The organism is Nostoc sp. C052 (assembly GCF_013393905.1).
Taxonomy (GTDB): domain Bacteria; phylum Cyanobacteriota; class Cyanobacteriia; order Cyanobacteriales; family Nostocaceae; genus Nostoc.
Window position 1 is genome coordinate 7,191,242 of record NZ_CP040272.1, and the last position, 26,802, is coordinate 7,218,043.

A 26,802-nucleotide genomic window follows, 5' to 3' on the forward strand; every position below is an offset into this window, starting at 1 on the left:
TTGTGAATGCTTGTTTATGAATGCGATCGTGGAATACCATTGCACAAACTCTTATCTTCTGCTTTTACCTCCTGACTATTTTTGAGATAGTCCCGTACCCAATCACAAGCACCATTCAGAAGCAGAACTGGAGTTAGTTCATCTAAATGCCACAAAATAATGGTGTTGTCAAAACTAGCAGTAGCGAGAGTTTTACCATCAGGGCTGAAGGCGAGACTTGTGAGACTGGATTTATGGCTACTGAAGGTTTGTAGTTCTTTACCGTCTTCGACATTCCAGAGTTTAACGGTATGGTCATAACTAGCAGTAGCGAGAGTTTTACCATCAGGACTAAAGACTAAATCTATGACCACACCATGATGTCCTGTGAAGGTTTGGCGGTCTTTGCCCTCTTTGACATCCCAGAGTTTGGCGGTTTTGTCATCACTAGCAGTAGCGATAGTTTTACCGTCAGGGCTAAAGACAATACTTGTTATCTTCCCGTTATGCTTAATAGAAATTTGCCGTTCTTTACCATCTTCGACATTCCAGAGTTTGGCGGTTTTGTCATCACTAGCAGTAGCAATAGTTTTACCATCAGGGCTAAAGACGATACTTGTTATCTTCCCGTTATGCTTAATAGAAATTTGCCGTTCTTTACCATCTTCGACATTCCAGAGTTTGGCGGTTTTGTCATCACTAGCAGTAGCGATAGTTTTACCATCAGGGCTAAAGACGATACTTGTTACACTTCCCTTATGCCCTTCAAAGGTTCGCTTTACTTTACCATTTAAATCCCAAATTTTGGCGGTTTTGTCATCACTAGCAGTAGCAAGAGTTTTACCATCAGGGCTAAAAACTATACTTCTTATCCTTTTATTATGCCCTCTGAAAATTTGCGGTTTTTTGTCATGTTTGTCATCTTTATTATCTTTGATATCCCATATTTTAACAGTTTTGTCATCACTACCAGAAGCCAAGATTTTACTATTCTTGGGGTTAAAGACAATACTTGTGAATACTTGGTTATCTTCTGGAATAATTTTGAGTTTCTTACCCTGCAAATCCCAAATTCTGATGGTTTTATCATCACTAGCAGTTGCCAAAATTTTACTATCATGGCTGAAGACGGCGCTATTGAACTTGAATTCACCCCCTTGAAAAGTTAGTTGTTCCTTACCGTTTAAATCCCAGATTTTAACAGTGTTGTCATTACTAGTAGAAGCGACAAGTTTACCATCGTTGCTGAAAATAACGCTGTTAACATTATCCTGATGCCTATAAAATCTTGTTTGTTCTTTGCGGCTTTTGACATCCCAAAGTCTGGCAGTGTTATCATCGCTAGCAGAGGCGAGGGTTTGACCATCACGGCTGAAGACAACCATATTGACCTTCTCTTGATGTTCTTTGAAGATATGCGTTACCTTGCCAGTTTGCACATTCCAAAGTTTAACACTTTTGTCATCACTAGCAGTAGCCACAGTTTTACTATCAGGGCTGAAGACAACACTATTAAACTTATATTGCTCTCCTTTAAGGGTATGTATTACCCCGCCAGTTTTGACATTCCAAAGTTTAACAGTTTTGTCATCACTAGTAGTAGCCAGGTTTTGACCATCCTGGCTGAAGACAACACTTGTTACTGCTTTTTCATGCCCGCTAAAGGTATGGATTTTTTTGTAATTTTTGACATTCAAAACTTCAATGGTTTTGTCATCACTCGCAGTAGCTAAGTTCTCACCCTTAGGGCTGAAGACAACGCTATTAACATTTGCCTTATGTTCAGTAAAAGTATGTATTACTTTGCCAGTTTTGATATTCCAAAGTTTAACGGTTTTATCATCACTAGCAGAGGCAAGTATTTGACCATCCGGGCTAAAGACAACACTATTAACCTTTGCCTTATGTTCCGTCAAAGTATGCAGTACCTCACCAGTTTTGACATTCCAAAGTTTAATGGTCTTGTCATCACTAGCAGAAGCCAGGATTTGATTGTTAGGGCTGAAGACGACACTTGCAACCTTTCCCCCATGTCCAATCAAGATGTTACGCTCTCTCACCCCATAAACTATTTTCTGTAACGCTTCTATAATCAAGGGGTCGGATAATTTTTGTTTTTTTAAGATATTGGCTGCCTTAATTACTTCGATAAGTGCATCTAAATCTTGATTATCATTAAGGAGTGATAAAGAATAACGAGCTAGTGATTTAGCTTGAGCAATTTCCGCTTGTTGTTTCTGAATTTCCGCTTGTACCCAGAAGCCAGTACTAACAATCAAAGCTACCACCGCTCCCCCAGCTATTCCCCAAGCTGTTCTGATTTCCCGACGATGATGCGCCTCTTTTTCCTTTTCCTGGCGCAGTCGCAATTTCACGCAAGTATCAACGTATTCAGCCTCCACCTGGTTCAAAAAGCTGGATTGTTTCGCTAATAATTGGGCGTTTTCTAATCTTCCACCCCGATGCACCAGATAATTCTCATCTTTTTGCTGCTTTTCCCAGTCCAAAGCTGCCTGACGGATAGTTTCGCGCAGTTGTAAGTTAATCCGGTTATCATCTAACCATTTCAGCAATCGTGGCCAATAGCGAATTAAGGCTTCATGAGCTACCTCTACCTCTTGACGATTTGTAGACTCATCTACACTTGTAACTACCAATCGCGCCCCTTCACCAGCCAAGCGTTGCACCAACTGTTTGGTATCTGCCAAATCACCACCCGCAGGTACTAGCTCATCTAACCAAACTCGTCGTCTGGTATCCCGGCGTTTCTCTCCTTGGAAGGCATTTTCATCCAAGCGGGTTAAGCGGATGAAAATATTCTTAACTTGGTCTTGTTCTGAGGCTGACAAACTATTGTAAACATCATCGGCAGTTTGAGCGATCGCCATATTTACCCCACCGATCGCTTCATACTCTACAGCACGCAACCATCTACCATGTCGCCGCTTCCATAATTCCAATAGTGCATGTTGCAGTAGTGGCATGGCTCCTGGCTCACCTTGGACATCATCTAGAATTGAGTTGCTCAAACCTGGTTCAAAGCGTAAACCGACTTGAGCCGCTTGCATTTCCATTGCTTTCCGCAATTCTGCTGCATCCATTGGCCCAATTAGTTTTTGCCTAGCTTCCATTAAATCTTTCAAATTGCGGTAGATGGCACACTCACCCCAAAAGTCTGCCCGCATGGTAATTACAACTTTTTGGTGGGGAATCAGGCTTAACAATTTTTCGATGAAAGTTACCCTCTCTGCTTCATCAGCACAGAGGGTAAATAGTTCTTCAAATTGGTCGATTACTAATATTGAAGACTGGGCTTGTAGCTGGGAAAGACTAATTTGCAGTTTTTCTATGGGGTGAGAGCTTGGTGTCATGTATGTAAACTGCAAATCAGCTTGTTTTTCCTGTAGCATCGGTATCAATGCTGCTAAAACTAGCGATGATTTGCCACTACCAGAAGCGCCTAACACTGCTAAAAAGTTGTCTTCACTCAACTTTTGTTGCAGTTGGGTAATGAGTTGTTCTCGCCCAAAGAAAAATTCGCGGTTTTCCACGCGGAAAGGATACAAACCCCGGAAAGGACAACGAGAATCATAGGTGGGTGGTTGCTGATCTAATGCCAAAGCATGGAAGTTTAGGTCTAGTATTTCCTCACAGAAGTTGTTAATCTCTTCTAAAGCCTGCGATCGCTCTTTGAGGGCTGGTTTGCTCAAAGCTGTAACATCCGCTCCTAGTGTGTTTCCTAGCTGCTGCGCTAGTTCTGTAAACCTTTTTTCTAAGATAGGCGATCGCTCTGGTAGCAATTTTACAAGCCGCTCTAAACCATATTGAATTTCAGCATTGGTTAAATCTCGGTCAAGCTGATCGCTAAATAAAGGTCTTCCCCCTAAACGGCTAAACAGCGCCGGAACAGCAATGTCACCGCGTTCTGCTAAAGAGGCTGTAGCTTCATGTAATGCTGAATCCACCTCTCCCGACTCTCTAAGTTGGAAATAAAATTTCTCTGTTAGCGCCTGAGCCGTTTTAATCGTAACTTTTTCGGTCATTGCCACGACCGCAGGCATACCCAAATCCCGCACCAAGCGCTGTCCTAATCCTCCTAATCCGGCTTCGGCTTCTGGGCTAGCGCTCTCACAAGTGCAGAGAAAAGTAAAATGGGGTAGTCCTCTAGCTCCACGTAATGGGCGCAATCTTTCCAGTAATCTTGTCGCTGTCACCACCTCGACTGTATTATCAGCTTTTGACCAGTAGAGGAGGGTTTCGCCATCATCTAGCACTCTACCGTGGCTGACAAAGTGCAACATTGTATACTGTTTTGTTCGGTCAGTTAGTTGAGTGCAAAGTTCATCTAGGGTCGGTAAACCAATTGCACCATCAACTGTTGCTAGCACATCAGTCGGAATATTGCCTAAGGCTGCTCGTACACTTTTGACCGTAGCTTCAACATCAAATGTGTCTAGTTTATACTTTTGGGAATCTGAAGGACTCGCCACTAATACCAACGCCCGCAAGTCCCGCCGCCCAATAGGGGGAAAAAGTCGGTCAGTAATGGCAGGAATGTAGAAGGAAAAAGGCACTCGTTGGTTGATGGCTAATATCTGCCAGTCGCCATCAATGGGAGCGCATAACCTTTCCCAGCGTAAGGTTCTGAGTTCTTTGTCTGGAGCTTCAATAAATAGCAATACTCGCAGTGTTTCTTCATTCTGACTCAGTGCCCTGACAAATCCATCACGCACTTCATCTTGTAACAGCGCTTTGCCCAATAATGTCCCGTAATCCTTTACTTGTCCCAGAAGACTAGTTAAGCGCTGCAAATCTTCAGCAGTTAAACAGAGATTACCTTCCGATCGCAACGGTAGAAGGATACCTGGTTGGCTGTGTTCTACTACAACTGGCCAAGTATCTCCTGATTTGCGTTGGATGGTAATCTCAAAGGTGTTCATTTTGACTTGGGATTGGGGACTGGGGAAGAAGCAAGGGAGTAGGGGAGCAGGGGAGCAGGAGAGAAGTTGCAGAAAGTTTTTCCCCTCTGCCCCTCTGCCTCTTTTCAATGCCCCATTCCCAATTAATTCAATTTCTTCAAGGTATCAACTAGATTCGATACAGCTAAAAGTGCCGCCTGAAGTTTCTCTGTGCGGTCAACTGAAGCTTGCTCAACTGTGTTAACAAACTTTTCTAGTGCTTGGGTCAAGTTTGCTTGAGCTTGCCCAATTACCGATGTATCAGATACTTGGGGTATTGCAGGTGCAGCGGGTAAATTCACGGCTGCGATAACGGTGCGATCGCCTGCTGAATTGTCACTCACTACTAACCTAACTGCTGGATCGCCAATAATGGCATAACTACGGGCATCATTATTTGCCGTCCACATACCAGATAAATTCACCGGATCGGCGATCGCACCATATTTAATTTCTTCTAATTCTGTACTCAAATCAGAAGAGAGTTCAGCATAGCGCTCGTTGAAATATTCGACTGCTGACCCCACCGGATGACCATCTAGCAGTCGCTTCAGGGTACTTTGGAACACTGCCAATTGCTTACCAGTGCGTCCCCAGACGAAAGAGCAACCCCAAGCTCGCTCTACGTGACCAATAACAGCCAAAGCGCCGCCGTTAGGATGACTTAGTAAACGCTGGGGTAGAGGTGCAACAAAAGCGTGGGGAGCGATCGCTAATCTATCCTTTGAGCCTTTCGCATGGGCAAATTCATCAAATCGGGGCGTACCAGCACCATAACAAGCAAAATGAAAGGCAATTAGCCCTAGTAAACGAGCATCATCGCCCACATCGTCCGCAGAGAAATAAAAATCTTTGGGAATTGCTTTATTACCCCACTTAGCTGTACCAGGCCAGTCTTGACAGAGTAACGCGCCCTGATGCCTTAGTTGTCGTTCGTCTCCATTGGGAAATCCCATTCCATGACTTGCAGTAAATAGCAAAGCAGGTGTTTCCTCACCTCCTAACAGTTTCCCTAACTGCGCCTTGGTGGCTTCCTTTGCTAGTAAGGTTTGTACTGTCCAATTATTGTCTTTCTGCTCATCAACCATCCAATTAGCTAGAGGCTGAATCAAGTTTTCAGCACTGAGTTGAGTCGCTGCATCCCCCTCAGTACAAACACCAAAAAAGCTAGCGCGACGAGGCAAATTTAAATTACTAGTTTCAGCCTGTACAACACTACGAGCATACTGAGCATACTCTTGGGGGGTATCAAAGTAGATCCGACCCACAGCATATTGCACATCAAGTTGATACTGAAAGCGATAAGGAATAGTTTCTGGATCGCCAACAATCAACAGATAATAAGGCATTTTATCTGGATCGGCAGGGCCAGGGCCAACTCCATGACGTGACAAAAATTGATTCTTCGATTCCCCTGGACGATAACCTTTAGGGCCGATATATTCTTGATAATAATTTTCGTGATTTTTAGAGGCTTGTTTTTGCCGATGTTCTAGCAGTTCCTTGAGCGCTTCTTTGATTGCGGGGTCTGCATTATAGGTGAAAATAACACCCCAACCTGTTTGTGCAAGGTCTTTAGGATCTACTCCTTCTATTGGTGCAAAGTCAGGTTCTAAACCTTTAACATGCAGATCCTTTTTCTTGAGTTCGCTGATTTCTATAGGATCAAACTCTTCACCCTGAGCAATTTTAGAAAGCTGTTCAGGTGTCAATGGAGGTAACAAATAATCTCCCGATGCACCGTCAATTCCATTAAAATATAGCTCTTTGGTGATTTGTTCTATGCTCATCTGACGTAATCCTTCTATTTATAATTCACGGATTAAATTAACTACCAATTGCGATCGCACAGCCTGAGCTACTTCAGGTTTATCAATGGTGTTGTTAGCGCCTACGAAAACATCTAGATGCTAAGTTCAAAGAAAAACAGTGCAGTGATTCCACAAGAATGCTGGATGCTCTTGAATAAAAGCACGCCTACTTTTTCGCCTAAGTATTTTTAGGCAAATATTTCACTAACAAATTCTTTTGGATACACTGTGATGCAGCAAACTTCTGGCGCGTTTCCGACTCTCTTTGTTTTTGTGTTGGTTTACACCTGCATTTTGGGATTGGCAGATGACTCGTGATTCAAGTTATTGCTGAGAGTTTGGCGCATCTTTACACAGAAATATCATTAGGAGCTTGTGGACGCTCATCTGATTTCCTGGCTTGCAATCTCTTGACACGTAGTACAGCTAATATCATTAGTCACACAATAACTTTACAAATTCCAAATATCCTGAGTGAGAATACTGAGCTTGAGCGAAATTTTACTTAAAACAGTAGATAAAAAAAATAATTATACGTCAGTACTGTGGGGCATAAGACAATACAGTTCAGATCAGCCCAAAATCCTCATATAGACACGCGATTTATCGCGTCTTCAAAGACTGACTGGTTCCCAGCCTCTAGGCTGGGAACCCATTCTGGGAGGCTCCGCCTCCAGTAGCTTGACAAGAGGCAGAGCCTCTTTTAAATACATTCCCAGCCTCCAGGCTGGGAACAAGACGACACAAGCCTTTAGGCTTTTCTTAGTGCCATTCGATTAATTATCCTTAACTGAACAGTATTGGAGCATAAGAGAAAACACAGGTTCAATAAAAAATCCCACGCTTCAAGGCGTGGGAGATTTCAAATAAATACACCAGAAATGTCAGATGGGCAAAGCCTTGACCATCCGATAAAGCTTAATGATGGTGGTGATGATGATGATGCCCAGCTAATTGAGGATTAACTGCCAAAGGTTGCTCTGACAACAACTCTGCAATATGAGCATCAGCCCATTGCGCCACCATCGCCAAAAATTCTGGATGGTCGTTGACGCAAGCCATTTGCACGTAGTTTGTACCAGGATGCTGTTTTTCCAAAGCATGGATGATGTGATGCACATCCAATAGAGTTTCGTGGTTTTCTGTCGCAAAGCCAATTGGCATAAATATCACTACTTTCGCACCCAATTGAATCAGGTTATTTGCCGCTTGCTCTGCATTTGGCTGTGTCCAATCAATTAAAGGTGTGTCATGATTTAGCCAACCCACTGAGATTAAGGGATAACGGTTAATCAACTTATCCCGAACTAAATCGTACATTGCTTCACTTTCGGCAATCCCAGAAGTAAAGCCTTTAGCTTTATGGGGACAGCCGTGATTCATTAGCACAATGCCGATTTGAGAAGGGAGATAAGCGCCTGCTAATTCAGCAATTTTCTCCTCAACCAGATGAGCCATCAAATCGATGTAAGCTGGTTCGTTGAAGAAAGAAGGAATGTAGCGCTGTGCTTTAACCCAGTGTTCATCACCATCAGTCAACTCAACGAGAGCATTGTTAACTTGCTCGATCGCAATCCCACTAGTAAAGATAGAATCAACAACTAGCAGTGGGTAAATTAGCAGCTTGTCGAAGCCTTGGTTTTTGATTTCTGCCAGGACTTGATTGGGTAGGAAAGGGGCACAGAAGTTAAAAGCTTTGAAAACTTGAACCTTATCACCCCATTTTTCTTGTAAATTCTTTTCAATGCCAGCTCGCTGCTGTTCAAAGATGGCGTTGTGTGGGGAGATAAAATCGTGGTGTGTATGTCCCCACTCATGGCGGTCAAATAGCGCCAAAAGCTTTGCTAGGGGGGGATAAATCCAGGTTGGTACTGGTGCAAATTTTGCTGTCAGTAGATTTAAAGCCTGTTCGTTATAGTTGGCGAAATCTTCGTAGCTTTCGACTTCGCCGTAGCCCATGAGCAATACGGCTACACGGTCTTTACCTGATAGATGCTCGTGAGTGTGTTGTACTTTTTCCGGCGTGGCAACCACAATGAGTTCCTCAATATAACCAGAGTGCAGAGAGATTTAGAGCTAGGGAATAGTTTAGACATTTTCCCTACTAGTAACTTGATTATCCCATCCGGGGGGATAGGATAGGTGTCAAAATCCTAATAATACATCAAAAGACATACAAAACTTACGCACAAATAACGAAAAATCTAACCACAGAGACACAGAGAAGCCAGTGCGTTGGGCAGGTTCCCCAACTTGTAGCAACTCGCGTGACACGGAGGAGTAAGAGTTTGAGAGATATTTTGCGTAAGTCCTGACGTACAAAACTTCAGTGGGGTATTGGGTAGGTATGCAAAATTGAACCAATCCGCCATCTACGATATCGCTGGAATAGCCAAAGCGGTTAAAATACCGAAAAGCTGGGTTATTCAGTGAAATTAATTTGGTGCAGCTTCTTGCCAAATGCGTCTATCAAGATTTAAGTCTTCAACAATTCCCAACATCAAGATATTGCTTGATTTTTGAAGAAACTCTGTATATCTCAAGAGTCAAAAAATCAAAGGTAGTGTTACGGATGAGTATAATTATTTGCCCTGGAATTCATGAGCCAGAGTTAACTGAAAGCTTTAGAGTCGGATTGTTAGATTTAGTTTCTCAGAGCGCGATACCTGCGGTGAGCTACGCTAACGCACCCAATTACGCAAATATACTGATTTATCCTGGTAAAGATGTTTCGGTTTTATCAGCATTGCACATTTTGCAGTTTTTGCGCGATCGCTTGACTGGCTCATTAAAATCACCAATCATATTCATTAGCTTTAGTGCTGGCGTCGTTGGGGCAATAGGGGCAGCGCATTTATGGCAACTCTTAGGTGGCCGTGTCAAAGCGTTTATTGCTATAGATGGATGGGGAGTACCACTACAGGGGAATTTCCCTATTCATCGGATGAGTCATGATTATTTCACTCATTGGAGTTCCTCTTTGCTAGGTAGTGGGCAAAATAACTTTTATGCAGATCCCGCAGTCGATCATTTATCGATTTGGAAATCTCCCCAAACTGTACAAGGCTGTTGGGTAGATTCTTCCGTTGAGATTATTCCACCCAAAGGTCGTCTGACAGCAGCGGAATTTTTGCTTATGCTGTTAAAGCGCTATGAAGTAAATTAATCCGGACAATGGAGTAATTAAACAGGAGTTAGTCATTAGTCATTAGTCATTGCTCATTAGTCATTAGTTCCCCGACTCCCCATCTACCCAAAGAAAGTATCTAAATGTTTCCAACTGAACCGGCTGCTGTTAATAACGGGTTTGGCGCACTGCTAAAAAACCGTGGTTTTATGTTCCTGTGGATTGGACAACTGGTGTCTCAGTTAGCAGATAAGGTCTTCTTTTTGATGCTGGTTGATCTGGTAGTAGACAAAAATAGTAGCTACTTTCCTCCTGCGGGAGTAGCAAAAGAATCGATGTACCCTATTTTGATGGTGGCGTTTACCATACCAGCAATTTTATTTGGTTCAGCTGGGGGTGTATTTGTTGATCGCCTACCGAAAAAGCTGATTATGATCGGCTCTGATATTTTACGCGGGCTATTTGTCATTGGACTTGCCTTTTTACCAAGGGATTTTCATATACTTCTGCTCATCACTTTTGGGGTTTCCACCGTTACCCAATTTTTTGCCCCAGCTGAACAAGCGGCGATTCCTTTACTGGTGAAGCGAGAGGGTCTAATTGCAGCTAATGCGCTGTTTACTAGCACAATGATGGGTGCTTTGATTGTCGGTTTTTTGTTAGGAGATCCACTGCTGAGTTTGGCTGAAACTGGGATAGCTAAAAACTATGGGCCAGAATTAGTGGTGGCGCTACTATACTTGTTGTCGGCTGTAGTTATGCTGCCGATTCACTTTCGAGAAAAAAAATCATCGAGCGAAATTCTAGGCGATCGCATCGACCTTTGGGCAGACTTTAAAGAAGGCTTACGCTACCTCAAGAAAAACCGTTTGGTGTTAAATGCAATGCTGCAAACTACAGTTTTATACTGCGTCTTTGCCGCCTTGATGGTACTTGCCCTTCCCTTAGCAGAAAAGTTTGGTTTACAAGGAAAACAATCTGGACGCTTTATCGCCGCAGTGGGAATTGGTATGGTTATAGGTGCTGGCATTTTGGGTCATTGGGGCGAAAAAACGCATCACAAACCTTTACCTTTAATCGGCTTTTTGGGTATGGCACTCATTTTGGGCGTGGTTTCCTTCACCAACAGTCAAGTATTAGCACTCGGATTTTGTATTTTACTGGGTGTGAGTGGTTCTCTAATTGGTGTACCAATGCAAACTCTCATTCAGCAGCAGACTCCACCAATTATGCATGGTAAGGTTTTTGGCTTTCAAAATCATGCCGTTAATATAGCTCTTTCCGCACCACTGGCAATTACAGGCTGGTTAAATCAAGAGTTTGGTTTGCGAATTGTCCTGATCGGCATGAGTCTTGTGGTTGCATTTGTTGGTATTTGGGCTTGGAAAAATACCCGCAATGTCTTGCAAGACGTAATTTAATTAATGTAGGCTAATAATCTAGCTTTAATATTTAGATATTAGATATATATGAAATTATCGGAATTTAATTGAAGTTTTCCATTAAAATGAAATCTTAACTACAGAATTCAGCATTAACTTTAGCTATAGTCTGAGGTTTGACCGTGCCATCGCTTTCCCAAATTAGTCTCCCACAAACCGAGAATCACAAACAGTCGCGTAATTCTAGCCCGCCAATCGTGCCCAAACGTGCATCTGGCGGTTTTGCTCTGCTTGACAGCCTTCATCGCCACGGCGTTGATTATATTTTTGGTTATCCCGGTGGAGCAATTTTACCAATTTATGACGACCTGTATAAGGTAGAAGCAACTGGTGCTATTAAGCACATTCTCGTGAGACACGAACAAGGTGCAGCCCACGCTGCTGATGGTTACGCCCGTGCCACAGGGAAAGTCGGAGTCTGCTTTGGTACTTCTGGGCCAGGAGCAACTAACTTGGTGACAGGCATCGCCACCGCCTACATGGATTCAATCCCGATGATTGTAGTCACGGGACAGGTAGCACGTCCGTCGATTGGTACAGATGCGTTTCAAGAAACCGATATTTACGGAATTACCCTACCGATCGTCAAACACTCTTATGTAGTGCGTGACCCCAAAGACATGGCGCGAATTGTCGCCGAAGCCTTCCACATCGCTAGTACTGGGCGTCCAGGGCCAGTTTTGATTGATGTCCCCAAAGATGTGGCCTTAGAAGAATTTGACTATGTACCTGTAAAACCAGGTTCAGCCAAATTACGCGGTTATCGTCCCACTGTCAAGGGAAATCCCCGGCAAATTAATGCCGCCATCCAGTTGATTACCGAAAGTCGCCGGCCGCTATTGTATGTCGGTGGTGGTGCGATCGCAGCTGGTGCCCATGAAGAAATCAAACAACTAGCTGAATTATTCGATATCCCAGTCACCACAACCTTAATGGGGATCGGTGCATTTGACGAACATCATCCCCTCGCTTTGGGAATGTTGGGGATGCACGGAACCGCTTACGCTAACTTCGCCGTTAGTGATTGTGACTTGCTGATTTGCGTCGGCGCTAGATTTGACGATCGCGTTACAGGCAAGTTAGATGAATTCGCCTCCCGCGCCAAAGTAATTCACATTGATATCGATCCGGCAGAAGTCGGCAAAAACCGCATTCCCGAAGTCCCCATCGTCGGCGATGTCAAGAACGTTTTAGTAGACTTGTTGCGTCGATGCAAAGAAGCAGGCGTCAAGACCACACCGAATCAAAACCAAGAGTGGCTGAATCTAGTTAATCGTTGGCGCGAAGAATATCCTCTCATCGTGCCGCACCATCCCGACAGCATTTCACCCCAAGAAGTGATTGTAGAAGTCAGCAACCAAGCGCCCCACGCTTTCTACACCACAGATGTGGGACAACATCAAATGTGGGCAGCACAATTCTTGAAGAATGGCCCAAGGCGCTGGATTTCTAGTGCTGGTTTGGGAACGATGGGTTTTGGCTTACCTGCGGCGATGGGTGCGAAAGTGGCATTTCCTGATGAAGAAGTCATCTGTATCAGTGGTGATGCTAGTTTCCAAATGTGTTTACAGGAACTAGGAACCCTTGCACAGTATGGGATAAATGTCAAGACAATAATTATCAATAACGGTTGGCAAGGGATGGTACGCCAGTGGCAACAAGCCTTCTATGGTGAGCGTTACTCATGCTCCAACATGGAAGTAGGGATGCCAGATGTAGAGTTATTGGCAAAAGCCTACGGGATTAAAGGGATGGTAATTAGCGATCGCAGTGAATTAAAAGATGCGATCGCCGAAATGTTAGCACACAAAGGCCCAGTGATCTTAAATGCCCACGTCACCAGAGACGAAAACTGCTATCCAATGGTAGCCCCTGGCAAGAGCAACGCTCAAATGGTCGGCTTGCAGAAGCAAGCGCCGAAAGCTGCATCAGAGCCAGTTTATTGTAGTCACTGCAATGCTAAAAATGCTCCTACTCACAATTTCTGTGCTGAGTGTGGGACAAAGTTGTAACACTGTGTTCTCTGCTTTAGAACCTCGTTTCCAGCCTGAGGCTGGAAACGCTGCTCCTGGAGGCTCTGCCGCGAGTTCGAGAGGCGGAGTCTCAACGACAAACATTCCCAGTCGGAGACTGGGAACGAGATAATATCTAAAAGCTTGTACTAGGCTATTTTTCAACTGAAGTTGACTCAGCACTCTTGATTAATTTTTCCCATTTGGACGCTGAATAATCGTCTCCACTACCCGCCGCTTGGCTTTTGGATCGATACCTACTAAACGTACATACTCACCGCTATATTCTGTGAGAGTTGATTCCAAATTTGAGATTGCATCAGACTCAGCATCAATGTGGCTGTTAACACAACTTTGCCAAGAACCTGTGCGAAAACGGCGCTCATCTACGTGTTCAATACTAATTTTGTAACCCTGAGATAATAATTGCCGAATCTGTTCTTGTGTCTCTAGGGTCAAATGTGGACTTGATGCTTGTTGTTTTTGCTGGAATCCATTAGTTTTTACTTCTGGAGTTGCGCCATTTGATGGCTTACTAGTTGGTGTGACAGCAGCAGGTGGTGCAGATTGATAATAATTTCTGCCTCGATTTAGTCGGTTGTACTCATCAACCAATTGGGAATTTTCTACCCGTTTGTGTTCGCCAACCATCAAGTTACCAGACTCGATTAAGTGAGACAAGGTGAAATTGGGCTTTTTAAATTCTGGTGGCCCTTCAGCACTGTTAACCACACTCAGAGATACCTGCTCAAAACCAACTTTATGGATATAGTTGCGGATTTGTTCGTCATAAATGCGCGATCGCAAAGCGCTAAAAAAGTCAATGGACTGATTGATAAAAGTATCAACTAGCTGTTCAACTTCCCGTGGTGACAATCCATCGGGTTCAAAAATCCCCTTGACAATTCCCACCTTGTCATCTCTATCTGGTTCCCAGTAAAATTTATCCATCCGTCCATCCCGAATTAACGGTGCATAGAGGGTAGAAAAATCATTACCTGTGACGATAATCGGCACACGATTTAAAGGCGTGGAATCATAGCTTCCTGGCAACTGCACATCTGTAGGATTATCAGCAATATTCATCAGTGTGGCATTTACCAACTGGGTATTTACAGTATATTGAGTGCCTTCATCAAAGCGTCCAGCGCCAGCATCTAAATCGTTAATCATCAGTACACACATTTTGCCGCGTACTTTAATGAGTTCTGCTGTTTCGCGATAGCGCAGCCGAATCAACCGCGCTGGATCTCCTGCATCTGGACTTTCTAATTCGCCGCCAGATATTAGAGTCACCTCAATACCCATTTTTTCAAAGACTAACTCACATTGAAATGTTTTGCCCTCACCTTTGCGTCCATGAATTCCCAATATCAAGGGTACTCGCACGCCAGGAAGCTTCAAAAAGTTTTTAGTGATGTGGACAGCAAGTTTGTCCAAAAAGCGAGGAGCGATGTAGTAACCCATGAGCTTATGTTATGAAGAATTAACACTTCTAAGGTTAATGTTAAGTTTTTTTGGGGGATAGCGATCGCTTTTCTTTCACATAGAACAAAGTTTAGCTTTGCGCCGGCATCCTTTTAGCTATTCCTATTAACTGACGATTTTTCGGCTAATGGCATCTCCAATCTCCATCAGTATCTCTTCCTCTTCTGGAGTAAATTCGTAGGGAACTGGCTTGGCAATGCCCAAAGTACCATGCAATTGGCCATTCAGCATTAGCGGTACGGTGATAGAACCTTCTACCTTGGTTTCCTTTGCCGAGGGTCTGGCCACACCCGATTCATCGGTTTGCAAGTTGCAAATCTGCACAGGTCGCTTACGTTCGGCAGCGACACCAGCCATTCCTTTGCCAATGGGAATTACCGTCATTTTAGGCAATAGGAATTCTGGAATGCCCTGGTAAGCCTTTAGGTGCAACAACTGGCTATCTTGATCTAGGGTATGGATAGTACCTGTAGAACAGTCGAAAGCAGCCAGGATTTCGGTCAGCAGGCGGTTCCAGTCGATGGCTGGGTCTGCCAGGGCATAAAAAATTGCTTTGGTATCTGAAGTCATAGTGGTATTAACAATTCAAAATTCAAAAATAAATTAAGTTTGATTAAAAACGCAAAAACGATTTGACTAGTACAATTCCTCCAACCAAGGCAAAAATTGATCCTAAGCCGGTCAACATAATGGGTAAAAACCATAAACTTAGCCAAGAGTTGATTATGGCCGAATCTGGCTTTTGAGGATTGTATAATATTTCTACCTGTTGACCTTTAATATATTCTGGTGGGTTGGTGGCTGTTCTTGCTTTAAAAATCGTTGTTTCACCAGAACGAGCGGTAAATTTCACCACTGGATAGTAGACATAAGAAGTACGACCCTTCTTATCAGTTGATGAACTTTTCACCAAATCCATTACTGTCCCTTGTGCTGGTATTGCCGAGGTAACAAAGGAACGAGTATTTAGTCCAATAATTATACCTGTGATGGTAAGTATGCTGCCAACACCACCAAATATTGAACCAAATATACGAAATAACTTTGTATCTTGATTCATAAAATATTAAAAATTTGAGTATAGTAATTCTCTGCAATGCTCATTCATATCTACATCAATTCCATCTCCTGTAACCCTTGGCGTAGCCTCTTCGCTTCTTCAGGATTAGACCTTTCATGAAGAGCGATCGCTTTTCTAAAAGCTGTTAAACTATCTTGATGATTGCCCACTTTCAGCAATACTACTCCTAAATTTTGGTAGGCTTCGGCATAGTTGGGATTTAACGCGATTGCATTTTGATAACAGGTGATCGCATCTATAAATAAACCCAAAGCTTTAAATGTCATCGCCAGATTATAATGCCCAACAACAAAAGTCGGGTCAATTTTCAAAGTTGTGGCGTAAGCAGTTTTTGCACCGTTTAAATCTCCTGCTGCTTTGAGTAAGTTACCCAAGTTGTTGTATGCTCCTAACTTAAGCATGGGGTAAATTGGCAATTTGATGGCAGCTTGATAATGAGAAATAGCCTGTGGAAATTTTTGTAACCGACTGTAAGCAATGCCTAAATGATAGTGGAGTTCATATAAAATATCGTAGTTTTCTTCAGCAACAGTGATGCCTCGCCGAAGTAACTCCATACCTTGGGTAATTTTCCCAGTTTCTACATACAATGCCCCTAATTTACTGCAAACATAAGGGTCATCAGGATGAGTCGCGAGAAACCCTTCCATTGCCGTAGCGGCTTTGGCATATTTGTTATTTTGAGCGATCGCATTTTTTTGATATCCTGTGTGTAAAAGTGCCACGCCTGGTAAATAACCTACTTGCCAATGGGGTTCTTTGGTTAAAATTGCTGACACACTATCATCCACTAAGGCATGGTAAGGACGGTCAAAACGAATATCTGGATGATTGCGGAATAGTCTAGAAACTAGAGAATAGGGGGATTGTTCTGCACCAACTTCTTGGCGGACGAGGTTGATTAGCAGATATTCATCGCTAGCGATCGCCTCTTGCAACTGCGGTACAATTCCTGATGTTAGAGTTTCATCAGCATCTAATACTAAAATCCAATCACCACTGACATATTGTAGAGCGGCATTGCGGGCAGCACTGAAGTCATTACACCATTTAAAATGATGCACTTTTGCGCCGAGTTGTTGAGCAATATAGGGAGTGCGATCGATTGAGCCTGTATCCAACACTACCATTTCATCCACTACTTTTCTGACACTGTTCAGGCATTTAGGTAGTGTTGCTGCTTCGTTTTTCACAATCATGCACAGACTCAAACTCATAATTTAAAAATTGGGAGTGGGGAGTGGAGAGTGGGGGATATTCCCTTGTTTTTGAAATAGGTTAGCTGCTTTCTGTAAATCTGCGTATATTGGTTGCTCATGCAGAGAAGCAATCTTATATTATCTCGAATCTCGTGAGTAGTCTAATAACTACAAAAATGCCCTCATGTTAAGAGGGCATTGTTATTGCTAAATCAAAAAGGTGGAGTGAAAAAGTTGGAGAGTTGCTAAATTATCCTCACAAATAAAAACTAACTAAATACGCGATTTGACAAATTTCTCTAACCTATCTATCCCCTTTTCAATCGTCGCCAAATCTGTGGCGTAGGAAAGGCGAATGTTGTCATCAGCGCCAAAGGCAATTCCGGGAATGACTGCAACTTGATGTTCTTCCAACAAAGCGTCACAAAATTCTAGGGATTTTAGACCGGTTTTGCTGATATCTGGGAACAGATAAAACGCGCCGTCTGGTTTTGCGGTACTCAAACCGGGAATGGCGTTGAGTCTGTCTAGCATTACCTGGCGGCGTTTGGCGAAGGCTTGGCGCATTTCTTCGACACAATCTTGAGAACTTTGTAGCGCTGCGATCGCACCATATTGGGCAAAGGTACACACGTTAGATGTACTATGCCCTTGGATGGTACTGGCTGCTTTAATGATTTCCACAGGCCCCGCTAAATAACCAAGTCTCCACCCAGTCATAGAATAAGCTTTCGCAAAGCCATTACTAATCAAAGTGCGGTCAAAAATTTCCTTCCCAAGAGAACCGATGCTGATATGTTCTGCACCGTCGTAGAGAATCTTTTCGTATATCTCATCAGAGACAACAAAGATATCTGCATCAACTACTACCTTCGCCAGTGCTTTGATTTCATCTGGCGTGTAAACCATCCCTGTGGGATTAGATGGGGAGTTGAGGATAAATAGCTTTGTTTTCGGCGTGATTGCTTTACGAAGTTGTTCGGGAGTAATTTTATAACCCGTCGTTGCATCTGTGGGCACAATTACCGAAACCCCACCGACCAAAGTCACCATTTCGGGATAACTTAGCCAGTAAGGTGCAGGGATAATTACCTCATCACCTGGATCGATTAGCGCCACGATCAAGTTGTACAGAGAATGCTTACCGCCATTGGTGACGATGACATTCTCAGACTTGTAATCAAGACCGTTATCAATTTTAAGCTTATGGGCGATCGCTTCCCTTAACTTTGGTTCTCCGGCTGCTGCACCATATTTGGTTTTGCCTTCTTCCAAAGCTTTGACTGCTGCGGCTTTAATATGCGCTGGGGTATCAAAATCTGGTTCTCCAGCGCTAAAACTACAAACATCTATTCCCTCTGCCTTCAGTGCCTTAGCCTTGGCTGCGATCGCTAAGGTTAATGAAGGTGTTACCTGACTTACTCTTGCTGCCAGCTTCATTCTTACTATTTTTGGCAAATCTTTCACTGATCTAAGGATATCCCAGAATCCATACCAAGATTTGCTTTTTCTGAATTTGTTGGAGACTGGGGATCGGGGAGTGGGAAAGAATTCTTGACTCTTAACCATGTATCTTGTATAAACTTAATTTTAGAATAAAATCAGTGTTTATATGCAGGTTAAGAAACTTTTCATTGCATCTTCTCTATTAATTACTAGTCTTTTTATACCGAATGCTGCCATTGCTCAAAATCGCGGTACTCCGGGAAAATTTGACTTTTATGTACTGACACTTTCTTGGTCGCCAGATTATTGTGCAACAAATGGCACACGTGACCCGCAGCAGTGTGGTTCTGGAAGGAAACTTGGTTTTGTACTACATGGTTTGTGGCCGCAGTACCAAACTGGCTACCCAGCTAATTGTTCCACGCAAAAATTACCGCCGGAAGTAAAACGGCAGTTTCCCAATTTGTATCCTAGTAATAAGCTTTACGATCATGAATGGGAAAAACATGGTACTTGTTCTGGGAAAACTCCTGCGGAATACTTGGGATTGAGTAAAAAATTAAAAGATGCGATCGCTATTCCCGCAGCTTACAATCGCCCTAATAAACCCGTGCGTACCACAATTACAAATTTTAAAAATTCATTTGTGAGTGCGAATAATCAAATTACTGCTGATGGTGTAGCACCTTTTTGTTCTGGTTCAGGAAGATTTTTACAAGAAGTCTTCTTTTGTTATTCCAAAAATGGCGAACCTGGTATTTGTAGCGCGGAAATTTTGAAGCGCTCAAAAACAAGTTGTGGTCAGCCAGATTTCTTATTGAGAAACGTTCGATAAAAATGGGCATTGGACATGAGGCAGAGGGGCGGGGTGCGGGGGACGACCCTGCTCCCCTACCTCCTCATCTCCCCACTGCCTACAACTGTGATTTGAAGCTCCTTAATTTATTATTTACTGTTTCTTATTTATTTCTTAACCTATCTATTCTAGTCTTCAATTGTAATTAGAACCCATTTTTATTTCGAGATATGTAGATGCAATCAGAGAATCTGTTCAGAAAAAGGTTGTATTGATAACCATAAATTTTTGTATAGCTCGCTGAATTGCAATAATTCCAGTTTCTTTCCCAGTTTTAATAGTTTTTGAAACACAAATTATTTTTGTCAGGCTGCATTCTTGTCTTTTACTAGGAGTGCTAAATGGAATACTTATTTCTAGCTTTGGCGCTGAGTCTTGCACTCGGCTTCGAGTTTGTCAACGGTTTTCATGATACTGCAAATGCAGTTGCTACGGTCATTTATACTCACACTCTGAAGCCAAATATCGCCGTTGTTTGGTCAGGCTGTTGGAACCTAATTGGTGTGCTGACATCAACTGGAGCCGTTGCTTTTGGCATTATCGCCCTGCTTCCCGTTGAGTTGGTACTTAATGTTGGCTCAAGTGCAGGGTTTGCAATGGTCTTTGCACTTTTAATTTCGGCGATTATGTGGAACTTGGGAACTTGGTACTTGGGCTTACCTGCATCCAGTTCACACACATTGATTGGCTCAATTATGGGTGTTGGTTTAGCAAATTCGATGTTAACTTCGGGTCATGTCTTTGGCGAGGGCGTGAATTGGGCAAAGGCGCAGGAAGTTTTTACATCTCTATTGGTTTCGCCAGTTGTTGGATTCACCTGTGCTGCACTGCTGTTAATCCTGGCGAAGATACTGATCAAACGACCAGAGTTGTACCGTGCGCCAGATGAGGGTAAAGCACCACCACCTTGGATACGTGCTTTGTTAATCTTGACATGTACTGGTGTGAGCTTCGCTCACGGTTCAAATGATGGTCAAAAAGGTATGGGTTTGATCATGCTCATCTTAGTGGGCATTTTACCAGGTATGTTTGCACTGAATATAGATACTAATGCAGGAGCGATCGCTCAGTTGTCCGCTACATCGAACTCTGTAATTGCAGTGATGCAGCAACAAGTACCTGGAACATCATTAAATAGCCAAAACATTAAAGATGAGCTTTCCAACTTCCTCAAACCAACCGCCGAAGCCAACGACAAAACTTTCGCCGCTCTTGCTGCCGAGAGTCGGATAATTGGAGACAAGCTTTCTGGGAAGACGAGTTTCAAGCAGCTTTCCAAGGATGAACTTAGCTCATTAAGAACTGATATGTATCTAGTAGCTGGAACAATTGGAAAATTGGACAAGCAGAAAAAATTAACCGATCCCAAACAAGAAGCGTTACTTTCTAGCTATAAGAACCAGTTGGATAAAGTAACTAAATTCATTCCCAATTGGGTAAAATTTGCCGTCGCCATTGCATTGGGTCTTGGCACAATGATTGGTTGGAAGCGCATCGTAGTGACAGTAGGTGAAAAGATTGGCAAAGACCACCTTACCTACGCTCAAGGAGCTTCCGCCGAGTTAGTAGCTATGACAACCATTGGTGCTGCGGATTACTTCGGTCTGCCAGTCAGCACCACTCACGTGCTGTCATCTGGTATAGCCGGTACAATGGCGGCTAATCACTCTGGTTTGCAAATGGACACCCTGAGAAATCTGCTGCTAGCCTGGGTACTGACACTGCCAGTTTGCGTACTGCTTGGTTCTGCTACATACGCGGGGGGCTTGTATATAGTCTTAAATATTCTGGGTTTGAAGTAGGATAATGGGCAATACCTTTCGGTTAAGGGGAAAAAGGGAAGGTGGGGCCCCCTCTGGGGATAAGGGGCGGGGGAAAAGGGAAAAGAAAAACCTTTAACCTTTACCCCAAACCCAATTTCAAGTTAAAAATGCTTAACCGAACAGTATTGGGATAATGTGGCATTGAAAAGTAAAAAGGCAAAAGTAAGAAGAATCTTTTGCCTTTTGACTACTGCCCACTCCCTAAGCGATCGTCACATCTGGCGATAAATAAACATCCTGAATGGTATGAAATAGCTTCACACCTTCCTCAAAGGGACGTTGGAAGGTTTTTCGCCCAGAAATTAATCCTGAACCACCAGCACGTTTGTTAATTACAGCAGTCCGAACTGCTTCGGCGAAATCATTTTTACCAGTCGCGCCACCAGAATTAATCAACCCTACACGCCCAGAGTAGCAATTCAGTACTTGGTAACGAGTTAAATCAATTGGGTGATCGCTTGTCAGTTCTGTGTAAACACGCTCATCAGTTTTGCCGTAACTCTTACCACTGGCTTTGGCAACAGCACCATAACCATTGTTATTTTCGGGTAACTTTTGTTTGATGATATCGGCTTCAATTGTTACACCCAAATGATTCGCCTGTCCGGTGAGGTCAGATGCAAGGTGGTAATCTTTATCTTGTTTAAAGGCGTTATTCCGCAGATAACACCACAAAATAGTCACCAAACCGAGTTCATGGGCGCGTTTAAAAGCTTGGCTAATTTCATGAATTTGCCTGGTAGAATGCTCTGAACCAAAGTAAATTGTCGCACCTACTGCCGCCGCCCCTAAATTCCAAGCTTGTTCGACATCAGCAAACAATACCTGGTCAAATTGATTGGGGAAAGTCAGCAATTCGTTGTGATTGATTTTGGCAATAAAGGGAATTTTGTGAGCGTATTTGCGCGAAACTATACCTAATGTCCCCAAAGTGGTAGCAACAGCATTGCAATCTGCGGCGATCGCTAGCTTGATAATATTTTCTGGATCGAAGTAAATCGGATTGGGCGCAAAAGACGCACCGGCTGAGTGTTCAATCCCTTGATCTACCGGTAGAATCGAGAGATAACCTGTGTTTGCCAAACGACCAGTAGAATAAAGTAACTGGAGATTACGCAATACTTGAGGATTGCGATCGCTGTTGAGCCAGATTCGATCTACAAAGTCTGGCCCCGGCAAATGTATTAAATCACGAGAAACTTTTGCTTTGTGGGTAAGCAGGTCTTCAGCCTCTTTACCTAGCAGTGACTCAATAGAATTAGGCTCTTTGAGCGTTGTAGTCATAGCGTTTTCCTCAAAAATTGAGCAAATGACCTTGCTTTTAAGATAGCATTTTTAATACTGCTAACCTGGTTGTACGGTCATTAATTATGTCTATTCTTTTTGAATATATAGCAATCTTCTGTTATAAATGAAAACCAAAAGGCTGAGATTTCCCACTTATTTTAATAAGTCAGGAATCTTGTTGTAAATGATTAAGCAGGGCTATACTACCAGAAGTATTCAATCAACTTTCGGAATTGAGGTTTTCAAGTTCAGTTACCAATATCAAACAGTATAATTCTACTATCTTTGGCTCATACCTGAAAATTGAAAACCCATCTTCCCCCAATTGTGGTAATAATTGTGAACAAAATAAATGTAATTCTATGAGTAACTTTCAAATCGATATCGACTTCAGCAATATAGATTTAGCTTCTCTTGAGACAGAAGAGGATTTTCAAAGAGAGGCAAAAAATTTACTACCAAAGGCACTGGTCAAACTAGGTGAAAGTGTGGGTGAAAAGACTTGGGAAGAATTACAGCAAAAGCTACAAGCAACTGGAGGTAAACTAAAATCTTCTCCCAGTGAGAAACGTAGGTTTATTCAAGAAACCGGAAGAACTTATCAACGAAATGCTAGTAATAGAGAAAAACAAGAACTGGAAGAATATATAGTAGATCAATTACGCCAGCATAAGTAGTATTTGTCATCAGTTAACTTGCCGGACATGATTCAAACAAACCAGCGGCGAATCAACTCCACCTGGAAGCTATAGCCGTCGTCAACTTCCTCAATTAACTCACGTTGCAACAGCAATTTGAAAGTAATATCAGCATAAGGAAACTGTTGCAATAGAGTTTGGCGGCTAACTATAGCCCCTTCCCCTTGAACAGCGATAAAACCTAGAATAGCTTGTCCAGTCGCGTCTACTTGGTTGTTTTGAATGTCAGCAAAGAAGAAAACACCACTTTTCAAAGCTTTTGGTATCGCGGCTTCCACATCAGCTAAAGTTGCCAATCGCCGGATAGAGGGGTCTTGTTCATTCTTAAGGACAATAATTTCTGCACAGAGTAGTTGTACTAAGAATGGGTGACAACGGGTGAGTTGTAGCACCGCCGCGTCAAGGTCTGCTTGAAGCAACCTAATCGTCATGGGGCTTACAGAGAGATGATGATTGCCATTCCCCCTGATGAGTGGTGTGTTTTTCAAAACATGACCTTCACAGAATGATCACAAACTCTCAAACATCTGGCAGGTCTTGTCAAATTGAGAAATTTTCGCCGTCATCCGCGAGCTCCAAAGATTGCTCAACTAAAACTAACTTACTTCAAGAACAAGCCCCATGTCTCAACTGCTAAGATTCTAAACCAGAAAAAGCTTCAAAATAACACACCTTGAAAGGGCTACACCTGAATCCTTACCTCCCGCCTTTTTTCCTAATTCACATTAGGTGTAATATGATAATTTTTTATTGCAGCGTCACGTCTAGCATGTGCTAATTACAACTTAATTCAGATATTCTACTTAGAAAGCCAAGCATTATACATCATAAAAATTTGTTGCAATTTCTCTAACTGATAGCTAGCGTAAAGTGGACAATTTGACAATCTTTAATACTGAAACTACTTGGCGTATAGTCATAATCTGTCCGCAAGCAACAAGAACGTATATGGTTCAGAATCTCGAAAGAACACGCCAGAGTGCAAGGTTTCCAGAAACGGCACCGGCTGCAAATCCCGTATTTTTTAGAACCTATAGCCGCCGTACAAAGGCGGGACTAAGGGAAACATGGGATGATGTATGCGATCGCACTCTACAAGGCTTAGTCGAGTTAGGAAAGCTAACTCCAGAAGAAGCTGCCACATTGGATAAGATGCAGCGCAATTTGAAGGCTATGCCCAGTGGGCGCTGGCTATGGGTTGGTGGTACAGACTGGATAACCAAGCCAAAGAATTTTTCCGGGGCATATAATTGCACCTCTACCAATCTCCAAGACTGGAGTGCCTTCGGGTTAATGATGGATCTGGCAATGATGGGTTGTGGTACTGGAGCCGTCCTAGAACCACAATTTATTAACCAGTTGCCCCCCATCCGTAATCAACTGAATGTCACTGTAAAAGGTGAAATTGGCAGCACTCCTGTCCAAAAGCGGCGTGAATATACTGAAACTCATATAGAAGGCAATAACGTCACTATTCACGTTGGAGATAGCCGTGAAGGTTGGGTTGAATCATATCAAGCTCTATTAGAACTCTCCACTGATGAACAATTTTCAGCAGAAGTTGAAGTATTAGTTGATATCAGCGATGTCCGCAAAGCAGGAGAAACTCTCAACGGCTTTGGAGGCGTTGCAAATCCTGTAAAATTGCCCGGACTTTATCAGCGTTGTGCTTCCATCTTGAATAAAGCTGTAGGACGACAATTAAATTCAGTTGAATGCTGTCTGTTAATCGATCAAGGTGCTGTAACAATTGTTGCAGGAAATATCCGAAGAAGCGCGGGGATGCGTCAGTTCGATTCTGGCGATCACCTAGCAGCCACCGCCAAAGATAACTTATGGCAGCAAGATGAAAATGGCAACTGGCGAATCGATCCAGAGCGTGATGCTCTAAGGATGGCAAACCATACGAGAGTTTTTCACCGCAAGCCAACCTTAGAAGAATGTGTCGGTGCTGTCCGCAAACAATATTACAGCGGCGAAGGAGCGATTCAATGGGCTGGTGAAGCCGTAGCGCGATCGAACATTGATTTGCTGCCAACACAGGCTTTGAAAGTTAATTTTTTGGAAGCTTATGAACAAGGAACAGCAAAACAGTGGTTAAGAGAACGTTATCCAAATCTTGATGCTAATGAGTTAGAACATCGTTTAGCTCGTTATGCTTTAAATCCGTGTGGTAATTGATTTTGCCTCACGTTAAAAACCTCGCAAAAACGGGGAAAGCTGAGATGCTAATCCCGTGGTAATCAAAGGAATTAAAAAGCCTTTGACACCGTACAGCGTAGAGAGTGAAACTAGATTACCCTAAAAATCGGTATCTAGAATATAATTTCTCCAAGAGTGCGGGGGCGTATGTGATAAATAGTTTCTAGTTGCAGATAAACCATCTAGCAAAAAGAAATTCCTCTATTATTTGAGGTCATATATGCAAAATGTACGCGGAACTACTGCGAATAATCAAGCAGTAGAACTAGAGGATAAAAAGCCTCTAGGGTAACAAATTTGGAAATCATCGGTAGTAACTTTCACTGCAATTTGTCAGAGGTTCACCTCAATCAAATCGATCCACGTAACTACAAAGAACAGGAGGAGGCTTTCACTGCTGGAGCGCTATCTGTAGCAGCACTTTTAAATCACAAATTCCTGGAACCACGCTATCAATACAGCCGTGAATTAGACCCGATTGTGGGAGTTTCTTTCACAGGTTTATTTGATTTCTTTGTCCATGCTTTTGGTGTTGATTGGCTGCGCTGGTGGGAAGCAGGAAGGCCTGCAACTCCACAAGGATTAGCTTTTAAGCGCGAGGAAGAGAAATACCTCAGTTCTTGGAGAGACATTGTACATCGGGTGGTCTGGGATTATTGCGATCGCCACAATCTCAAGCGTCCAAATCGCTGTACCACAGTGCAACCCAGTGGTACTAAAGCTTTATTAACTAATGCCAGTTCCGGCTGGCATCCCCCTAAGGCACAAAGATTCATTCGCCGCATCACCTTCGGCAAAAATGATCCAGTAGCCTTAGCTTGTATTGACTATGGTTACAACGTCATTCCCTCTCAATCAGACAAAGATGAACAGGGCAATTTGCTCAACGATCCTTTTGATCCACGGGTGACTGAGTGGCTAGTAGAAATACCTGTTTCTGTAACTTGGGCTGATCTATCTGGGGCTGATGAAATTGATATTTCTAAGTTTTCAGCCTTAGCCCAATTTGATTTTGTCCTTCAAGTTCAACGTTGGTATGTGACTCACAACACATCAGCGACTTTGGAACTTCGCTCTGATGAAGTCGAGCCTTTGGGACAGCGCATCTACGAAACCATCCAGAATGATGAGGGATATATTTCAGCGGCTCTTTTAGCCCGTTTTGACGATCTGCAATCATTCCCGCGTTTGCCGTTTGAACCAATAGACAAATCCACCTACGATCGCCTAACTCAAGAGGTGAAAGCACGGCGCAAAACAGATGACTTCTGTGCAGTCTTAAGCCGCTACGATTTAGGCGAAATGTCAGAGGCTGGCCCCAGTGGTTGTGATTCTGATAAGTGTATGTTTCCCGATCAGCAACCAATGACTGGGGACTAGGGACTGGGGAAGA

General features: G+C 43.1%; 17 protein-coding genes and 1 pseudogene. 8 read left to right on the plus strand and 10 right to left on the minus strand.

All coding sequences use genetic code 11. From position 1 onward, the window contains the following. Positions 1-14 precede the first annotated feature (14 nt). Together FD723_RS29700 and FD723_RS29705 are read right to left on the minus strand one after the other, a co-directional pair. Positions 15-4,919 (minus strand): CHAT domain-containing protein, encoded by a 4,905-nt coding sequence (locus FD723_RS29700; protein ID WP_179068552.1) that lies wholly within the window; start codon positions 4,917-4,919, stop codon positions 15-17. A gap of 122 nt (positions 4,920-5,041) precedes the next feature. Next, positions 5,042-6,727 carry a C25 family cysteine peptidase gene (locus FD723_RS29705; RefSeq protein ID WP_179068553.1) on the minus strand — a complete coding sequence of 562 codons (1,686 nt, stop codon included), beginning with the start codon at positions 6,725-6,727 and terminating at the stop codon, positions 5,042-5,044. Between the two features lie 335 nt (positions 6,728-7,062). On the opposite strand from FD723_RS29705, the gene FD723_RS42250 reads away from it, so the two are divergent. Continuing rightward, a complete protein-coding gene (locus FD723_RS42250) occupies positions 7,063-7,257 on the plus strand; it encodes a hypothetical protein (RefSeq protein ID WP_218651765.1) in 195 nt (64 codons plus the stop codon). 409 nt (positions 7,258-7,666) lie between these two features. On the opposite strand, the gene FD723_RS29710 is transcribed toward FD723_RS42250, so the two are convergent. Next, positions 7,667-8,782: a ferrochelatase gene (locus FD723_RS29710; RefSeq protein ID WP_179068554.1), complete on the minus strand. Its 1,116-nt coding sequence runs from the start codon at positions 8,780-8,782 to the stop codon at positions 7,667-7,669. A 538-nt stretch (positions 8,783-9,320) separates the two neighbouring features. Between FD723_RS29710 and FD723_RS29715 the strand changes: the two genes are divergently transcribed. The 3 genes from FD723_RS29715 to ilvB all read left to right on the plus strand — a co-directional run bounded on the left by FD723_RS29715 (position 9,321) and on the right by ilvB (position 13,329). Further along, a complete protein-coding gene (locus FD723_RS29715; RefSeq protein WP_179068555.1) occupies positions 9,321-9,914 on the plus strand; it encodes a hypothetical protein in 594 nt (197 codons plus the stop codon). Between the two features lie 104 nt (positions 9,915-10,018). Further along, positions 10,019-11,296, plus strand: coding sequence for an MFS transporter (locus FD723_RS29720; protein WP_179068556.1), 1,278 nt, complete (start codon positions 10,019-10,021; stop codon positions 11,294-11,296). 143 nt (positions 11,297-11,439) lie between these two features. After that, positions 11,440-13,329 carry a biosynthetic-type acetolactate synthase large subunit gene (ilvB, locus tag FD723_RS29725; RefSeq protein ID WP_179068557.1) on the plus strand — a complete coding sequence of 630 codons (1,890 nt, stop codon included), beginning with the start codon at positions 11,440-11,442 and terminating at the stop codon, positions 13,327-13,329. Between the two features lie 189 nt (positions 13,330-13,518). On the opposite strand, the gene FD723_RS29730 is transcribed toward ilvB, so the two are convergent. The 5 genes from FD723_RS29730 to FD723_RS29750 all read right to left on the minus strand — a co-directional run bounded on the left by FD723_RS29730 (position 13,519) and on the right by FD723_RS29750 (position 18,537). Beyond that, positions 13,519-14,796, minus strand: a complete 1,278-nt coding sequence (locus tag FD723_RS29730) for a ribulose bisphosphate carboxylase small subunit (RefSeq protein ID WP_179068558.1) — start codon at positions 14,794-14,796, stop codon at positions 13,519-13,521. Between the two features lie 126 nt (positions 14,797-14,922). Beyond that, entirely contained in the window at positions 14,923-15,387 is a 465-nt protein-coding gene (locus FD723_RS29735) for a GAF domain-containing protein (RefSeq protein WP_179068559.1), read from the minus strand. Positions 15,388-15,430: 43 nt separating this feature from the next. Continuing rightward, a complete protein-coding gene (locus FD723_RS29740; protein WP_179068560.1) occupies positions 15,431-15,877 on the minus strand; it encodes a DUF3592 domain-containing protein in 447 nt (148 codons plus the stop codon). A gap of 50 nt (positions 15,878-15,927) precedes the next feature. Further along, positions 15,928-17,115, minus strand: coding sequence for a tetratricopeptide repeat protein (locus FD723_RS29745; RefSeq protein ID WP_179068561.1), 1,188 nt, complete (start codon positions 17,113-17,115; stop codon positions 15,928-15,930). Positions 17,116-17,370: 255 nt separating this feature from the next. Next, positions 17,371-18,537: a pyridoxal phosphate-dependent aminotransferase gene (locus tag FD723_RS29750; protein WP_179068562.1), complete on the minus strand. Its 1,167-nt coding sequence runs from the start codon at positions 18,535-18,537 to the stop codon at positions 17,371-17,373. Between the two features lie 172 nt (positions 18,538-18,709). Here FD723_RS29750 and FD723_RS29755 point away from each other — a divergent pair, with 172 nt between their 5' ends. Continuing rightward, positions 18,710-19,378, plus strand: a complete 669-nt coding sequence (locus FD723_RS29755; protein WP_179068563.1) for a ribonuclease — start codon at positions 18,710-18,712, stop codon at positions 19,376-19,378. A gap of 362 nt (positions 19,379-19,740) precedes the next feature. Beyond that, entirely contained in the window at positions 19,741-21,201 is a 1,461-nt protein-coding gene (locus tag FD723_RS29760) for an inorganic phosphate transporter (RefSeq protein WP_179068564.1), read from the plus strand. Positions 21,202-21,423: 222 nt separating this feature from the next. On the opposite strand, the gene FD723_RS29765 is transcribed toward FD723_RS29760, so the two are convergent. Further along, a complete protein-coding gene (locus tag FD723_RS29765) occupies positions 21,424-22,506 on the minus strand; it encodes a class I fructose-bisphosphate aldolase (RefSeq protein WP_179068565.1) in 1,083 nt (360 codons plus the stop codon). A gap of 365 nt (positions 22,507-22,871) precedes the next feature. Here FD723_RS29765 and FD723_RS29770 point away from each other — a divergent pair, with 365 nt between their 5' ends. Then, positions 22,872-23,186, plus strand: coding sequence for a hypothetical protein (locus FD723_RS29770; RefSeq protein WP_179068566.1), 315 nt, complete (start codon positions 22,872-22,874; stop codon positions 23,184-23,186). 32 nt (positions 23,187-23,218) lie between these two features. Here the strand turns inward: FD723_RS29770 and FD723_RS29775 are convergent, their stop codons facing one another. Next, positions 23,219-23,695, minus strand: a complete 477-nt coding sequence (locus FD723_RS29775) for a hypothetical protein (protein WP_179068567.1) — start codon at positions 23,693-23,695, stop codon at positions 23,219-23,221. A 460-nt stretch (positions 23,696-24,155) separates the two neighbouring features. Between FD723_RS29775 and nrdJ the strand changes: the two are divergent. Further along, positions 24,156-26,789: pseudogene (gene nrdJ, locus FD723_RS44230) on the plus strand (ribonucleoside-triphosphate reductase, adenosylcobalamin-dependent). Positions 26,790-26,802 lie beyond the last annotated feature (13 nt).

Excerpts from the sequence above, each read along its gene's own strand:
- FD723_RS29765 (WP_179068565.1), bottom strand. The coding sequence starts at position 22,506 with ATGACTACAACGCTCAAAGAGCCTAATTCTATTGAGTCACTGCTAGGT.
- FD723_RS29730 (WP_179068558.1), bottom strand. The coding sequence starts at position 14,796 with ATGGGTTACTACATCGCTCCTCGCTTTTTGGACAAACTTGCTGTCCAC.
- FD723_RS29755 (WP_179068563.1), top strand. The coding sequence starts at position 18,710 with ATGCAGGTTAAGAAACTTTTCATTGCATCTTCTCTATTAATTACTAGT.
- FD723_RS29705 (WP_179068553.1), bottom strand. The coding sequence starts at position 6,727 with ATGAGCATAGAACAAATCACCAAAGAGCTATATTTTAATGGAATTGAC.
- FD723_RS29750 (WP_179068562.1), bottom strand. The coding sequence starts at position 18,537 with ATGAAGCTGGCAGCAAGAGTAAGTCAGGTAACACCTTCATTAACCTTA.
- FD723_RS29770 (WP_179068566.1), top strand. The coding sequence starts at position 22,872 with ATGAGTAACTTTCAAATCGATATCGACTTCAGCAATATAGATTTAGCT.
- FD723_RS29720 (WP_179068556.1), top strand. The coding sequence starts at position 10,019 with ATGTTTCCAACTGAACCGGCTGCTGTTAATAACGGGTTTGGCGCACTG.
- FD723_RS29715 (WP_179068555.1), top strand. The coding sequence starts at position 9,321 with ATGAGTATAATTATTTGCCCTGGAATTCATGAGCCAGAGTTAACTGAA.
- FD723_RS29745 (WP_179068561.1), bottom strand. The coding sequence starts at position 17,115 with ATGAGTTTGAGTCTGTGCATGATTGTGAAAAACGAAGCAGCAACACTA.
- FD723_RS29760 (WP_179068564.1), top strand. The coding sequence starts at position 19,741 with ATGGAATACTTATTTCTAGCTTTGGCGCTGAGTCTTGCACTCGGCTTC.
- FD723_RS29735 (WP_179068559.1), bottom strand. The coding sequence starts at position 15,387 with ATGACTTCAGATACCAAAGCAATTTTTTATGCCCTGGCAGACCCAGCC.
- FD723_RS29700 (WP_179068552.1), bottom strand. The coding sequence starts at position 4,919 with ATGAACACCTTTGAGATTACCATCCAACGCAAATCAGGAGATACTTGG.
- FD723_RS29740 (WP_179068560.1), bottom strand. The coding sequence starts at position 15,877 with ATGAATCAAGATACAAAGTTATTTCGTATATTTGGTTCAATATTTGGT.